Here is a 13,946-nt window from a genome sequence, read left to right as displayed (position 1 = left end):
GCGGAGCGTCCCGGGCTGCATTCCCACGCGGAGCGTGGGAACGATCATGCCCTACCCTCGTTTTGCCCCTCCATCACGCTCATCAATCATCCTGTTCAGCCTTTATTAGCGCGCCTAGACTCGGTCCATCCCCAAAAAAGGTAGGCCGACATGTCCGAGACGTTGCTCAGTTCCCGAAATCTGGCTTTCGAGCTGTACGAAGTCCTCGATGCCGAGGGTCTGACCCAGCGTGAGCGGTTCGCCGAGCACAATCGCGAGACGTTTGACGCCGCCATCGGCACTGCCCGCAACATCGCCGAGAAGTTCTTCGCCCCGCACAACCGCAAGGGCGACGAGAACGAGCCGCGCTATGAGAACGGTCAGGCGATTCTGATTCCAGAGGTGAAACCGGCGGTGGATGCCTTCCTCGAAGCCGGTTTCCTCAACGCCGCGCGAAGTTTCGACGCCGGCGGCATGCAACTTCCTACATTGCTGTCCCAGGCTTGCTTTGCGCACTTTCAGTCGGCCAACGCGGCGTCTACGTCCTATCCGTTCCTGACCATGGGCGCGGCCAACCTGATTGAAAGCTTCGGCACCGAGGAACAGAAGCAGCGCTTCCTGCAGCCGATGATCGACGGCCGCTTCTTTGGCACCATGGCGTTGACCGAACCCCACGCCGGGTCGTCGCTGTCGGATATTCGTACCCGCGCCGAGCCGGCGTCTGACGGCACTTATCGACTCAAGGGCAACAAGATCTTCATCTCCGGTGGCGACCATCCACTGTCGGAAAACATCGTGCACATGGTGCTGGCCAAGTTGCCGGACGCACCGGCCGGGGTGAAGGGCATTTCACTGTTTATCGTGCCCAAGTTTCTGGTCAACGATGACGGCAGCCTCGGCCAGCGCAACGGCGTGTTGCTGGCCGGGTTGTTCCACAAGATGGGCTGGCGTGGTACCACTTCCACCGCGCTGAATTTCGGCGATAACGGCGAGTGTGTCGGCTATCTGGTGGGTAAGCCGCATCATGGCTTGAGCTATATGTTCCAGATGATGAACGAGGCGCGGATCGGCGTCGGCATGGGCGCGGTGATGCTCGGTTACGCCGGGTATCTGTATTCCCTGGAGTACGCCCGCGAGCGGCCGCAGGGTCGCGTGCCAGACAGCAAGGACCCGAACACCGCGCCGGTGGCGATCATTCAGCATGCGGACGTCAAACGTATGTTGCTAACCCAAAAGGCCTACGTCGAAGGCTCGTTCGATCTCGGGCTGTACGCGGCTCGGTTGTTCGATGACACCACAACGCTGGAGACAGAAGCCGAGCGTAAGCAGGCTCATGAGCTGCTGGATTTGCTCACGCCGATCGTCAAATCCTGGCCGTCGGAGTTTTGCCTGAAGGCCAACGAACTGGCGATCCAGATTCTCGGCGGCCACGGTTACACCCGCGAATATCCGGTGGAGCAGTACTACCGCGACAACCGCTTGAACCCGATCCATGAAGGCACCCACGGCATCCAGTCGCTGGACTTGCTCGGCCGTAAACTGGCGCAGAACGGTGGCGCCGGGCTCAAGCAACTGATCCGGCTGATCGCCAACACCGCCGAGCGCGCCCAGGCGTACGAATCGCTAACCCCTCTGCGTGAGCCACTGGAGAAACTGGTGGCGCGCCTGCAAACGGTGACCATCGGCTTGCTGACGGATCTGGGGCAAGGCAAGGTCAACAGCAGCCTGGCGAATTCGGCGCTGTACCTGAAAGTGTTCGGCCACACGGTGATCGGCTGGCGTTGGCTGGAACAGGCGATTCGTGCCGAGGAAGGGTTGGCCAAGGGCAATGCGGCGGATGTGAGCTTCTATAAAGGCAAGCTGCAGGCGGCGCGGTATTTCCTGACGTGGGAAGTGCCGGGTTGTCACCATGAGCTGGCGATTCTGGAGGCGCGGGATGATGTGTGCTTAACCATGCAAGATGAGTGGTTCTGACACCGATCGACCGATCGTTCCCACGCTCCGCGTGGGAATGCCTAAGCGGAAGCTCCGCGTTCGGCTCTGGAAGGGACGCAGAGCGTCCCGGGCTGCATTCCCACGCGGAGCGTGGGAACGATCCTTCAGCTCAACTTGAACCCACCCATCTGCCGCGCTAAATCGTCAGCCAACCGCTGCAACGTCTGACAGTCTTCACGGCAAGCTCTGACTTCCCCGGCCGTCGCCCGCGCAAGATCGGAAATTCCCTGCACGTTGCGGTTGATCTCTTCAGTCACCGCCGACTGTTCTTCCGTGGCCGTCGCGACCTGATGGTTCATGTCGCTAATGCGTTCGATCTGCCCGGTAATTGCCGTCAACGACGTCCCGGTACGCTGGCTCGACTCGACACCGGTCCCCGTCGCCGCTTGCCCGGAATGCATGGACGACACGGCATTTTCCGCGCCCTGCTTGAGACTGCCGATCATCTGCTGAATCTCGTCGGTGGACGACTGCGTGCGCCGCGCCAGGGTTCGCACTTCATCCGCGACCACCGCAAACCCGCGTCCCATGTCACCGGCCCGCGCCGCTTCAATCGCAGCGTTCAGCGCCAACAGATTGGTCTGCTCGGAAATCCCGCGAATCACCGCCAACACTTGATCGATGGACGCGACCTGATGGGCCAGCTCACCCACCGCCGTGGCGGCGACACCGATTTCATCGGACATGCTTTCTATATGCCGGATCGACCCACCGACCACTTCCCGCGCCTGCATCGCTTCATCGCGAGCCGTTTGCGAAGCCACCGCCGCATTGCCGGCGTTCTGCGCGATTTCCTGTACGGTCAGGCCCATTTCATGGACAGCGGTGGCGACCATGTCGGTCATTTCCTGCTGCCGGCCGGAACGCTCGGCCGTGTTATCCACCACTTTCGCCACCTGGCCGACAGCGGTGCGCAAACGTTCGCTGGTGGTCAGCACTTCGCCGATCATGTCGCGCTGGCTTTCCAGGAACCGATTGAAGCCCCGCGCCAGGTCGCCCAGTTCATCGGCGCGGCTGGAATCTAACCGGTGGGTCAAATCTCCACCACCGCTACCGATGGCTACCAGCGCCGCTGTTACCTGACGGATCGGTCGAACCAAGCCACGGGCCAGTAGCACCACCAACATCAGACACACCAGCGCCACTGCCAGGCCAATGCCGCTGCTCATCCACATGGCGCGGCGGGCCTCGGCGTAGATCTGCGACTGTGGCACTTCGGCCACCAACGTCCAACCGAGATCCCGCAACGGCAGGCTCAATGCCAGAAAATCTTCGCCATCGCGGACAAACCCGCTGCTAGTGGCAACTTTTTGACCCATCACTGCTTGCGCCGCCGGACCACCGATTTGCTCGGCCAACGTGCGTTTGCCGCTGAATTGCGCTTCGGGATGAACCTGGATCAAACCGTCGGAACGCACGAGGTAGACCTTGCCGCGCTCACCGAAGTTGAAGTTGTGGATCAGCTCCGACAGCTCTTTCATGCTGAGCCCAAGGCCCGCAACGCCCACGACTTTACCGGCCTGCTCGACCTTGAGGTCGATGAACAGCGCCAATTCTCCGGTCGCGGTGTCATTGTCGATATTGAGGGTGCGCGGCTGGTTGCTGTCGAGAAAGGAGTAGAACCAGGCGTCTTTGGGGTTGGAACGGCTGAGGGTCCGATCCAGGCCTTTTTCAGTGAAGTAGTGATTGGTAGCGGTGCCGATGATCAGCGCGGTAAAGGCTTTGTGTTCGGCGCGGATGCCTTCCAGATACGTCACGAACGCATCGGTCTGGGCACTGTTCTCGCCCCCGGCCAGCCAGTCGCGCACCATGCTGTTGCTGGCGATGTCCTTGGCGGCGGTGAGCGGTTGAACGAGGATGCGCTCGATGTCGTTGCGCATCGCTTCGATGCTCGACGGCAGCGCTTGCTCGACCAGATAACTCTGAGCGAGGCGGTTGACCACCAGGGTATAAACGCCGACCACGATCAGAATACTGACCAGCAGGGCGGTGCCCATACTCAGGATCAACTGCCATTGAATACTGCGTCGCCAAAACTGCATGGAGCACCCCCAAAGAATAAGAGGCTGAAACACTGCAACAGCCGTGCCGATTGTATACAACACAAACGACAATTTTATTCTTTGGTTGTGCGCAAAGCCGATCAGGCCTGATTGATCGTCTTGGCGATCACTTCAACCGTGGCGCTGACTTGCTCTTGGTAACGGTCGAGATCCTGCTGGTGCTGCTTTTTCATTTCGATCTGCTGGGAGCACAGATTCATCGCCGCCAGCACCAACAAACGATCACCGATCAGCGTCGGGTATTTGCGTTTGGTGTCGGCCAGGGCTGCCTTCAACATCAATGCGGCGTCCAGCAGGGTTTGCTCTTCCCCTTCCGGCGCCTTGATCGAATAGTCCTCCCCCAGGATCGAGACGACTTTTACCCCTGCGGCGCCCTGATTCATGCGCTGACAGGGCCGGCGCTGACGCGCTCAACCAAGGCCTGGATGCGGGCGGCAGTGGCGCCTTGTTTCTCTTCCTGTTCCATCAGGTTCAGTTGCAGGCTCTCGTTTTCATCCTTGGCCTGGGCCAGTTCTGCGCTCAGGGTCTGGTTGGTGGCGAGCAGGCTCTGGTTCTGTTGCACCAGGTCGCTGACCAGTTGTTCCAATTGACTCAGGGATGCTTCCAACATTTTGATTTTCCAAGCTTTTTCAAAGGGCGCGTACGATAAAGAAAAGTCACCACGGATGCCAGGGTTATTGGGGCGCAAGGCCTTGATTTTCCTGGCGGGCAACCTTACTCGCGAGTTTTAAAGACTGTGATTGGCGAATCTGGTTCCTGCACTTCGTCGCCGGGACCGGTGTGCGACAAATACGCGCAGGGGCTCAAGACTTTAGTCGTAGAACCGATAAGTCACTCATACAGCAGTCTCAGCCCCGCACGGATGCGCTTTTCACGGTAAACACCATGTCCCTTCGTAATATGAATATCGCGCCGCGCGCGTTCCTCGGTTTTGCCCTGATTGGCAGTCTGATGCTGGTCCTGGGTGTATTCGCCCTGAACCAGATGAGCAAGATCCGCGCGGCCGGCGAAGACATCGCCACCGCGAGCGTGCCGAGCATCAAGAGTCTGGATGAGTTCACGCAACTGACCCTGCGCCTGCGCGTGCTGTCCTACCGTTTGCTGATCAACCGCGAACCGGACGTGCAGCAGAAAACCATGGAGCTGTTCGACGTCCGTAACCAGCAGATCCGCGACGCCCAGCGGGTCTATGAACCGTTGATCGACGGCCCGCAGGAACGCGCGGCTTATGATCAGTACGTGCAGTTGCTGGCGCAGTACCGTCAGCTCGAAGACCGGATGAAGAGCTTGTCGCGTAACAACCAGATCGATGACCTGCGCAAAATGCTCAACACCGAACTGCTGGCCAACTCCGAAGCGGTCAACACCGCCCTGGCGAAACTGCTGGAGATCAATACTCAGCAGATTGCCGAGACCGACCAGGGCGCGAGCGATCAGTTTTCGTCGTCCTTTAACCTGGTGATTACTCTGTTGGTCATCGCCACTGGCCTGACCCTGCTGTTCGCCTGGTTGCTGACTAACAGCATCACCAAGCCGATTGCCAATGCCCTGAGCGCCGCTGAAGAAATTGCTGAAGGCAACCTGACTCGCCCGATCACCGTCGACGGCCAGGATGAAGCCGGTCGCTTGCTAGCCGCGATGTCGAAGATGCAGGACAAACTGCGCGACACCCTGCAACGGATTTCCGGCTCGGCCACGCAACTGGCCTCCGCCGCTGAAGAGCTGAACAGCGTCACCGACGAAAGCGCTCGGGGCCTGACCCAGCAGAACAACGAAATCGAACAGGCCGCCACCGCCGTCAACGAAATGACCAGCGCCGTGGAAGAAGTCGCCCGTAACGCTGTGAGCACTTCCGAAGCCTCGAAAAACGCCACCACTTCCGCCGGCGACGGTCGTGACCTGGTGCAGGAAACCGTCAGCGCCATCGAACGCATGAGCGCCGACGTGCAGAGCACGGCGACCCTGATCGGCGACCTGGCCAACGAATCCCGGGACATCGGCAAGGTGCTGGACGTGATTCGCGGCTTGGCTGACCAGACTAACTTGCTGGCCTTGAACGCAGCGATCGAAGCAGCACGCGCCGGTGAAGCCGGGCGTGGTTTTGCGGTGGTGGCGGATGAAGTTCGTGCGCTGGCTCACCGTACTCAGCAGTCGACCAGCGAAATCGAACGCATGATCGGCAGCATCCAGAGCGGTACCGAACACGCCGTGGATTCGATGCGCAACAGCACCGAGCGCGCCGAGTCGACGCTGAACATTGCCCGTGGTGCCGGGATGTCGCTCGATACGATCAACAGCGCCATCGTCGAAATCAATGAACGCAATCTGGTGATCGCCAGCGCCGCCGAGGAACAGGCTCAAGTGGCCCGTGAAGTAGACCGTAACCTAGTGAACATCCGCGATCTGTCGGTGCAATCGGCGACCGGGGCGAATCAGACCAGTGCGGCAAGCAACGAGCTGTCGCGATTGGCCCTGGACCTGAACAACATGGTTGGGCGGTTTAGCCTCTAAGTTTTCCCCTGATCGTTCCCACGCTCTGCGTGGGAATGCAGCCCAGGACGCTCCGCGTCCCATCAAAAGCCGAACGCGGAGCGTCCGTTGAGGCATTCCCACGCAGAGCGTGGGGACGATCAAAAAAGATCGCAGCCTCGTTTCACTCGACAGCTCCTACAGGTTTACGCAGATCCTCTGTAGGAGCTGTCGAGTGAAACGAGGCTGCGATCTTTTGATCTGCAAAACCTTTTTGACAGCATCACATTTCAACAGGTTAGAATCGCTGGCACGCAGACTGCATGGTCAGTTTGTGCCCGCCTTTCAGCTTTCTGGAGTATTGCCTTTGAATGCGACGACCATCAACAGCCTGTTCTTGATCGGCGCGTTGCTGGTAGGTGCAAGCATTCTGGTGAGTTCCCTTTCGTCCCGCCTCGGCATCCCGATTCTGGTGATTATCCTGGCCGTGGGCATGGCCGCTGGCGTCGACGGCGGCGGCATTATTTTCGATAACTACCCCACGGCTTATCTGGTCGGCAACCTGGCGTTGGCGGTGATCCTGCTCGACGGTGGCTTGCGCACCCGAGTCTCCAGTTTCCGCGTGGCGTTGTGGCCGGCGTTGTCGCTGGCGACGGTCGGGGTGTTGATCACCACCGGGCTGACCGGCATGGCGGCGGCGTGGCTGTTCAACCTGAACATCATTCAAGGCTTGCTGATCGGTGCCATCGTCGGCTCTACCGACGCCGCGGCCGTATTCTCACTGCTGGGCGGCAAGGGCCTGAACGAACGGGTGACCGCCAGCCTCGAAATCGAATCCGGCAGCAACGACCCGATGGCGGTGTTCCTCACCGTGACCCTGATCGACATGCTCGCCAGCGGCCAGACCGGCCTGCACTGGAGCCTGCTCGGTCACCTGGTGCGTGAATTCGGCATCGGCGGCGTGATTGGCCTGGGCGGCGGTTGGGTCATGCTGCAACTGGTCAACCGCATCAACCTGGCCAACGGCCTGTATCCGATTCTGGTGATTGCCGGCGGCCTGCTGGTGTTCGCCCTGACCAACGCCTTGCACGGCAGCGGCTTCCTCGCCGTGTACCTGTGCGGTCTGGTGATCGGCAACCGCCCGGTACGCAGCCGTCACGGCATTCTGCACATGCTCGACGGCATGGCCTGGCTGGCCCAGATCGGCATGTTCCTGGTGCTGGGGCTGCTGGTGACACCTCATGACCTGCTGCCAATCGCCCTGCCCGCTCTCGGTTTGGCGCTGTGGATGATCCTGTTTGCCCGACCGCTGTCGGTGATGGTCGGCCTGCTGCCGTTCAAAGCGTTCCACGGTCGCGAAAAAGCCTTTATTTCCTGGGTTGGCCTGCGCGGCGCGGTGCCGATCATTCTGGCGGTGTTCCCGCTGATGGCCGGTTTGCCGAACGCCCAGCTGTATTTCAACCTCGCCTTCTTTATCGTGCTGGTGTCGCTGCTGGTGCAGGGCACAAGCCTGCCGTGGGTCGCCAAACTGTTGAAGGTGACGGTTCCACCCGAGCCGGCACCGATCTCCCGATCGGCCCTGGAAGTCCACGTCACCAGCGAGTGGGAGCTGTTCGTTTACCGCCTCGGCGCCGAGAAATGGTGCATCGGCTCGCCCCTTCGCGAGCTGAAAATGCCCGAAGGCACCCGTATCGCGGCGCTGTTTCGTGGCCAGCAACTGCTCCATCCGTCGGGTAGTACGGTGCTCGAAGTCGATGATTTGCTCTGCGTGATCGGCCACGAACACAACCTGCCGGCCCTCGGAAAACTCTTCAGCCAGGCACCACAACGCGGCCTCGACTTGCGTTTCTTCGGCGACTTCGTCCTCGAAGGAGACGCCCAACTGGCCGCGGTTGCTGCGCTCTACGGGTTGAAAGTCGAAGGCATCGATCCGGATATGTCCCTGGGCCGCTTCATTGCCCAGAAAGTCGGCGGTGCGCCGGTCGTGGGCGACCAGGTGGAGTGGAACAACACCATTTGGACGGTCGCGGTCATGGAAGGGAACAAGATCGGCAAAGTGGGCGTCAGATTCCCCGAAGGAAGTCGCCCGGGTCCCGGACTCTTCCTCTAAACTGCCATTCTTTTCACCTGATTCGATCGGTCTCTATGCCAACCCTGCGCTCCTTGTTTGCCATTGCCCTGCTGGGCTTGAGTCTCTCCATCGGTACCTTGCAAGCGGCCGAACCGCCGTCCAGCGAAGCCGTGCAGGGTAGCCTGGACAGGATTGCCGAGCGCAAACTGCCGGAAGCCGATCAAAAGGCTCTGCAAACCATCCTGCAGAGCACGCTGACCCAGCTCACCAGCAAGAGCGATTCCGATCAGAAACTGATCAATCTGAAGCAGCAACTGGCCACCGCGCCCAAGCAGAACATCGAGAACCAGCGTGAACTGGCCCGGCTCAAGGCCACCAAAGTGGTGCCGATCGAGCAGCGCTACGCCAACTCGTCAATCCAGCAACTCGAGCAGATGCTGACCGACCGCTCCACCCAGCAAGGCGAGCTGCAAAAAGCCCTGGCCGATGCCAACAGCCTGATCATCACCGCCCAGACCCGCCCGGAGCGCGCCCAAGCCGAGATCGCCAGCAGCCAGACGCGCATCCAGCAGATCAACAACATCCTCAAGGCCGGCAAAGACAACGGCAAGACCTTGAGCATCGAGCAACGTGACCAGCTCAACGCCGAACTCGCGGCGCTGAACGCGCTGATCCCGCTGCGCCGACAGGAACTGGCCGGCAATAGCCAATTGCAGGATCTGGGCAACAGCCAGCACGACTTGCTCTCGGAAAAAGTCGCGCGCCAGGATCAGGAAATCCAGGAACTGCAAACCCTGATCAACCAGAAGCGCCTGGCCCAGTCCCAGGAGACGGTGACCCAACAGTCCATCGAAGCGCAGAAGTCCGGCAGCAGCAGCCTGCTGGCCACCGAAAGCGCGGCCAACCTGAAGCTGTCGGACTACCTGCTCAAAAGCACCGACCGCCTCAACGAGGTCACCCAGCAGAACCTGCAAACCAAGCAGCAACTGGACAGCGTGACCCAGAGCGATTCGGCCCTGGACGAGCAGATCAACGTGCTCAAGGGCAGCCTGCTGCTGTCGAAGATTCTCTATAAGCAGAAACAGGCCCTGCCGCGCCTCAAGCTCGACCGCGACCTGGCGGACCAGATTGCCGACATTCGCCTGTATCAGTTCGAAGTCAGCCAGCAACGGGAACTGCTCAGCAACCCTGCCACTTATGTCGACAACCTGCTGTCCACCCAACCGCCAGAGCAGGTCACGCCGCAATTGCGCAAGAACCTGCTGGAGTTGGCCAACACCCGCGCCGACCTGCTGGAACGCCTGAACCGCGAACTGAGCGCGGTGCTCAACGAATCCATCACCCTGCAACTCAACCAGAAACAACTGCTGAGCACCGCGCAAAGCCTGCGCGCGACCCTCGACGAGCAGATGTTCTGGATTCCCAGCAACAAGCCGCTGGACCCGGAGTGGATGCGCGGCGTGCCGGAGCGCCTGCAACGCCAAGTCACCACCCTGCCCTGGACGTCGAGCCTGAGCGAACTGAGCGACGGCCTGGTCCAGCGGCCATTGTTGTTCCTGCCGTTGGTGCTGCTGATCGGCGCCCTGCTGTGGCGGCGCAAGAGCCTGTATGCCCGACTGAACAAGGTTCACCAGGACATCGGCCATTTCAAGCGTGATAGCCAGTGGCATACGCCCCAGGCGATTCTGATCAACATCCTGCTGGCGATGCCGGTGGCGCTGGGCCTTGCGTTGTGCGGCCTGGCCTTGCAGATCGACGCCCGCGGACAGAACGCCAATATGGGTGCGGCCCTGCTGCAAATGGGCCAGGCCTGGCTGGTGTTCTACACCGCCTACCGGATCCTCGCGCCGGGCGGCGTGGCCGAACTGCATTTCCGCTGGGAAAAACCCCAGGTCGAATTCCTCCAGGGTTGGGTCCGTCGCCTCGGGCTGGTGGTCATGGCGCTGGTCGCGGTGGTGGCGGTCGCTGAACTGCAACCGGCGGCACTGGCCGACGACGTGCTCGGCATGCCGGTGGTGCTGACCTGCTACGCCTTGATGGCCTGGCTGCTCGGTCGCCTGCTGATCAGCAGCCCGACCCATGAGAGCGCGTCGCTGTTCCGCAAAGCGGTGGGGATCCTGTTCACCGCCCTGCCGATCGCCTTGTTCGTGGCGGTGTGCTTCGGCTACTACTACACCGCGCTAAAACTCAGCGACCGCTTGATCAACACCCTGTACCTGCTGATGTTCTGGCTGGTGATCGAAGCCACGTTCGTGCGCGGCCTCAGCGTGGCAGCACGGCGCCTGGCTTATCAGCGTGCCTTGGCCAAACGCCAGGCGGCGAAAGAGGCCGGCGAAGGCGAAGCGGTGATCGAAGAGCCGACACTGGATATCGAAAAGGTCAACGAACAGTCGCTGCGCCTGATCCGTCTGGCGCTGCTGTCCGGCTTTATCGCGGCGCTGTATTGGGTCTGGTCGGATCTGATTACAGTGTTCTCGTACCTGGACAACGTAACCCTCTACGAATACACCAGCGGCACGGGCGCCAACTTGAGCATGGTGCCGATCAGCATCGGCGACTTGCTCGGCGCACTGATCATCATCGGCATCACCTTCGCCCTCGCGCGCAACTTGCCGGGGCTGCTGGAAGTGTTGGTGCTGTCAAAGCTGAACCTGGCCCAGGGCAGCGCCTACGCCACGACCACCTTGCTGTCCTACGTGATCGCCGGCGTTGGTTTCGTCTCAACCCTGTCCACACTCGGCGTCAGCTGGGACAAATTGCAGTGGCTGGTGGCTGCGCTATCGCTGGGTATCGGCTTCGGCATGCAGGAAATCTTCGCCAACTTCATCTCCGGCATCATGATCCTGTTCGAACGCCCGGTGCGGATCGGCGACACCATCACCATCGGCAACCTCTCCGGCACGGTGAGCAAGATCCGCATCCGCGCCACGACCATTACCGACTTCGACCGCAAGGACATCATTGTCCCGAACAAGACGTTCATCACCGGGCAACTGATCAACTGGTCCCTGACCGACACCATTACCCGGGTGACCCTCAAGCTCGGCGTCGACTACGGCTCGGACCTGGACCTGGTCAAGGCGCTGCTGCTGCAAGCCGCCCGGGAAAACCCGCGGGTGCTCAAGGAACCCGAGCCCCACGTGTACTTCCTGAACTTCGGCGAAAGCACCCTCGACCACGAGTTGCGCATGCACGTGCGCGACCTCGGTGACCGTAACCCGGTACTCGATGAGGTCAATCGCTTTATCAACCGCGAGTTCAAGAAGCAGCACATCAACATCTCGTTCCGGCAGATGGAGGTTTACCTGAAGAACCTTCACGGTCAGGAATACAAGCTGGTACCGGTCGAGGAAGAGAACAAAACCATCATCTCTCGCGAAGTCCCCCGTGAAGCCTCCCGCGACGTCCCGGAACAAGAGCCGCCTCCGACCAAACTCGACTAACCGCCTTATCCCTAGCAGAATGCTCGGACATTCTGCTGGAGATGGCCGTTGAAAGCCCTCGACGAACTGACCTTCGACAATCGCTTTGCCCGCCTGGGCGATGCGTTCTCAACCCATGTGCTGCCCGAGCCCATCGCCGCGCCGCGACTGGTGGTCGCCAGCCCTGCCGCCATGGCCCTGCTGGACCTGGACCCGGCCGTGGCCGAGACGCCGGTGTTCGCCGAACTGTTTGGCGGGCACAAGCTCTGGGCTGAAGCCGAACCTCGGGCGATGGTCTATTCCGGGCATCAATTCGGTTCCTACAACCCGCAACTGGGCGACGGTCGCGGTTTGTTGCTGGGCGAGGTGTACAACGAGGCGGGCGAGCATTGGGACTTGCACCTCAAGGGCGCCGGTCAGACGCCGTACTCACGCATGGGCGATGGACGGGCGGTGCTGCGTTCATCGATCCGCGAGTTTCTCGCCTCCGAAGCGCTGCACGCCCTGAACATCCCGACCACCCGCGCCCTGTGCGTCATCGGCTCCGACACGCCGGTATGGCGCGAGAAACAGGAACGCGCGGCCATGGTCCTGCGGCTGTCGCCGAGCCATGTGCGCTTCGGTCATTTCGAATATTTCTACTACACCAAGCGTCCCGAACAGCAAAAAGCCCTCGGCGAGCACGTGCTCGCCATGCACTTCCCCGAATGCCTGGAACAGCCGGAACCGTACTTGGCGATGTTCCGCGAAATCGTCGAGCGCAACGCCGAGCTGATCGCCAAATGGCAGGCCTATGGTTTCTGCCACGGGGTGATGAACACCGACAACATGTCGATCCTGGGCATCACCTTCGACTTCGGCCCATTCGCCTTCCTCGATGACTTCGACGCCAACTTCATCTGCAATCATTCCGATGATCAGGGCCGCTACTCCTTCAGCAACCAGGTGCCGATCGGCCAGTGGAACCTCAGCGCCCTCGCCCAGGCCCTGACGCCATTCATCAGCGTCGACGCCCTGCGCGAAACCCTCGGCCTGTACCTGCCGCTGTACCAGGCCCACTACCTGGACCTGATGCGCCGCCGCCTCGGCCTGACCACCGCTGAAGACGATGACCAGAAATTGCTGGAGCGTCTGCTGCAACTGATGCAAAACAGTGGCGTTGATTACACGCTGTTCTTCCGCCGCCTCGGCGACGAATCACCCGAGTTGGCCGTCGCTCGCTTGCGTGATGACTTCGTCGACATCAAGGGCTTTGATGCCTGGGGCGAGCTGTATATCGCTCGGGTTACCCGTGAAGGCGCGGTTGATCAGGAGCAGCGTCGTGGGCGGATGCATGCGGTTAATCCGCTGTATATCCTGCGCAACTACCTGGCGCAGAAAGCCATTGATGCGGCAGAAAGTGGCGACTATGCCGAGGTTCGCCGCCTGCATACGGTGCTGAGTAATCCGTTTGTGGAACAGGCGGGAATGGAGAGCTACGCCGAGCGGCCACCGGAATGGGGCAAGCATCTGGAGATCAGTTGCTCGTCGTGAGGTCCGCCAGGTGACCGTTTACTAAATGAACAGGGACGTTTCATGCACTACCAACAGCAACTCACCGTTGGCGAACTGATCGGGATTCTCAGAAAACAGGAAAAAACCCTGCATTTCTGTGTCTATGGCGCTCAGGACTCCAGCACCATCACCTTGCAAACCCTCTGCGTGATCGAAGCCTTTCCCCAGATCACTGACAACGACGAAGAAACTTATCCGGACTTTGTCGTCCACCAGGGTCTTGAGTTCTGGTTCAGCGACGAACTACTGGAGGATGTGGTGATGAGTGCGCTGCACCACAAACCGTCAGTGACAGACTCCGAACTGCTGAAAGCGATCGGGTATTACGCCGAGCACGATTGCTTCATGAGTTTCGACTGATCCGCTTCCAGAAAAACCGTACCAAATCACGAC

The 13,946-nt window shown here is 60.5% G+C and carries 9 protein-coding genes and 2 pseudogenes; 7 read left to right on the top strand and 4 right to left on the bottom strand.

What is annotated here, in order from left to right; translation table 11 throughout:
• Positions 1 to 150: 150 nt before the first annotated feature.
• Positions 151 to 1,953 (top strand): acyl-CoA dehydrogenase, encoded by a 1,803-nt coding sequence (locus ACA071_RS02405; protein ID WP_497642968.1) that lies wholly within the window; start codon positions 151 to 153, stop codon positions 1,951 to 1,953.
• A gap of 125 nt (positions 1,954 to 2,078) precedes the next feature.
• Here ACA071_RS02405 and ACA071_RS02400 read toward each other — a convergent pair whose 3' ends face one another.
• From ACA071_RS02400 to ACA071_RS02385, 4 genes and pseudogenes are all read right to left on the bottom strand, one after another.
• Positions 2,079 to 2,810 (bottom strand): methyl-accepting chemotaxis protein, encoded by a 732-nt coding sequence (locus tag ACA071_RS02400; protein WP_497645258.1) that lies wholly within the window; start codon positions 2,808 to 2,810, stop codon positions 2,079 to 2,081.
• Between the two features lie 135 nt (positions 2,811 to 2,945).
• A pseudogene (locus ACA071_RS02395) lies at positions 2,946 to 3,971 on the bottom strand (HAMP domain-containing protein); the annotation flags it as partial.
• Positions 3,972 to 4,117: 146 nt separating this feature from the next.
• On the bottom strand, positions 4,118 to 4,420 hold the full coding sequence (locus ACA071_RS02390) for a cell division protein ZapA (protein ID WP_497642967.1): 303 nt from the start codon (positions 4,418 to 4,420) through the stop codon (positions 4,118 to 4,120).
• A complete protein-coding gene (locus ACA071_RS02385; protein ID WP_090176480.1) occupies positions 4,417 to 4,647 on the bottom strand; it encodes a hypothetical protein in 231 nt (76 codons plus the stop codon). The genes ACA071_RS02390 and ACA071_RS02385 overlap by 4 nt, the downstream gene beginning before the upstream one ends.
• Positions 4,648 to 4,922: 275 nt before the next feature.
• On the opposite strand from ACA071_RS02385, the pseudogene ACA071_RS02380 reads away from it, so the two are divergent.
• The 6 genes and pseudogenes from ACA071_RS02380 to ACA071_RS02355 all read left to right on the top strand — a co-directional run.
• Positions 4,923 to 5,693 (top strand): annotated as a pseudogene (locus ACA071_RS02380) (MCP four helix bundle domain-containing protein); the annotation flags it as partial.
• On the top strand, positions 5,676 to 6,548 hold the full coding sequence (locus tag ACA071_RS02375; RefSeq protein ID WP_371925560.1) for a methyl-accepting chemotaxis protein: 873 nt from the start codon (positions 5,676 to 5,678) through the stop codon (positions 6,546 to 6,548). The pseudogene ACA071_RS02380 and the gene ACA071_RS02375, both read left to right, overlap by 18 nt.
• Before the next feature lie 325 nt (positions 6,549 to 6,873).
• Complete coding sequence (locus tag ACA071_RS02370) at positions 6,874 to 8,616, top strand: potassium/proton antiporter (RefSeq protein WP_497642966.1); 1,743 nt, start codon at positions 6,874 to 6,876, stop codon at positions 8,614 to 8,616.
• Positions 8,617 to 8,651: 35 nt separating this feature from the next.
• Positions 8,652 to 12,020 carry a mechanosensitive channel MscK gene (gene mscK / locus ACA071_RS02365; RefSeq protein ID WP_497642965.1) on the top strand — a complete coding sequence of 1,123 codons (3,369 nt, stop codon included), beginning with the start codon at positions 8,652 to 8,654 and terminating at the stop codon, positions 12,018 to 12,020.
• 48 nt (positions 12,021 to 12,068) lie between these two features.
• Positions 12,069 to 13,532 (top strand): protein adenylyltransferase SelO, encoded by a 1,464-nt coding sequence (gene selO / locus ACA071_RS02360; RefSeq protein ID WP_497642964.1) that lies wholly within the window; start codon positions 12,069 to 12,071, stop codon positions 13,530 to 13,532.
• 42 nt (positions 13,533 to 13,574) lie between these two features.
• Positions 13,575 to 13,913, top strand: coding sequence for a DUF7716 domain-containing protein (locus ACA071_RS02355; protein WP_497642963.1), 339 nt, complete (start codon positions 13,575 to 13,577; stop codon positions 13,911 to 13,913).
• Positions 13,914 to 13,946: the final 33 nt, after the last annotated feature.

The organism is Pseudomonas sp. LBUM1646, from assembly GCF_059716165.1.
This window is presented reverse-complemented; position numbering and strand designations above follow the sequence as displayed.

Bases quoted from the DNA above. Each gene is read 5' to 3' on its own strand.
- ACA071_RS02375 (WP_371925560.1), top strand. From the start codon at position 5,676: ATGTCGAAGATGCAGGACAAACTGCGCGACACCCTGCAACGGATTTCC.
- ACA071_RS02405 (WP_497642968.1), top strand. From the start codon at position 151: ATGTCCGAGACGTTGCTCAGTTCCCGAAATCTGGCTTTCGAGCTGTAC.
- ACA071_RS02400 (WP_497645258.1), bottom strand. From the start codon at position 2,810: ATGGTCGCCACCGCTGTCCATGAAATGGGCCTGACCGTACAGGAAATC.
- ACA071_RS02385 (WP_090176480.1), bottom strand. From the start codon at position 4,647: ATGTTGGAAGCATCCCTGAGTCAATTGGAACAACTGGTCAGCGACCTG.
- ACA071_RS02390 (WP_497642967.1), bottom strand. From the start codon at position 4,420: ATGAATCAGGGCGCCGCAGGGGTAAAAGTCGTCTCGATCCTGGGGGAG.
- mscK (WP_497642965.1), top strand. From the start codon at position 8,652: ATGCCAACCCTGCGCTCCTTGTTTGCCATTGCCCTGCTGGGCTTGAGT.
- ACA071_RS02355 (WP_497642963.1), top strand. From the start codon at position 13,575: ATGCACTACCAACAGCAACTCACCGTTGGCGAACTGATCGGGATTCTC.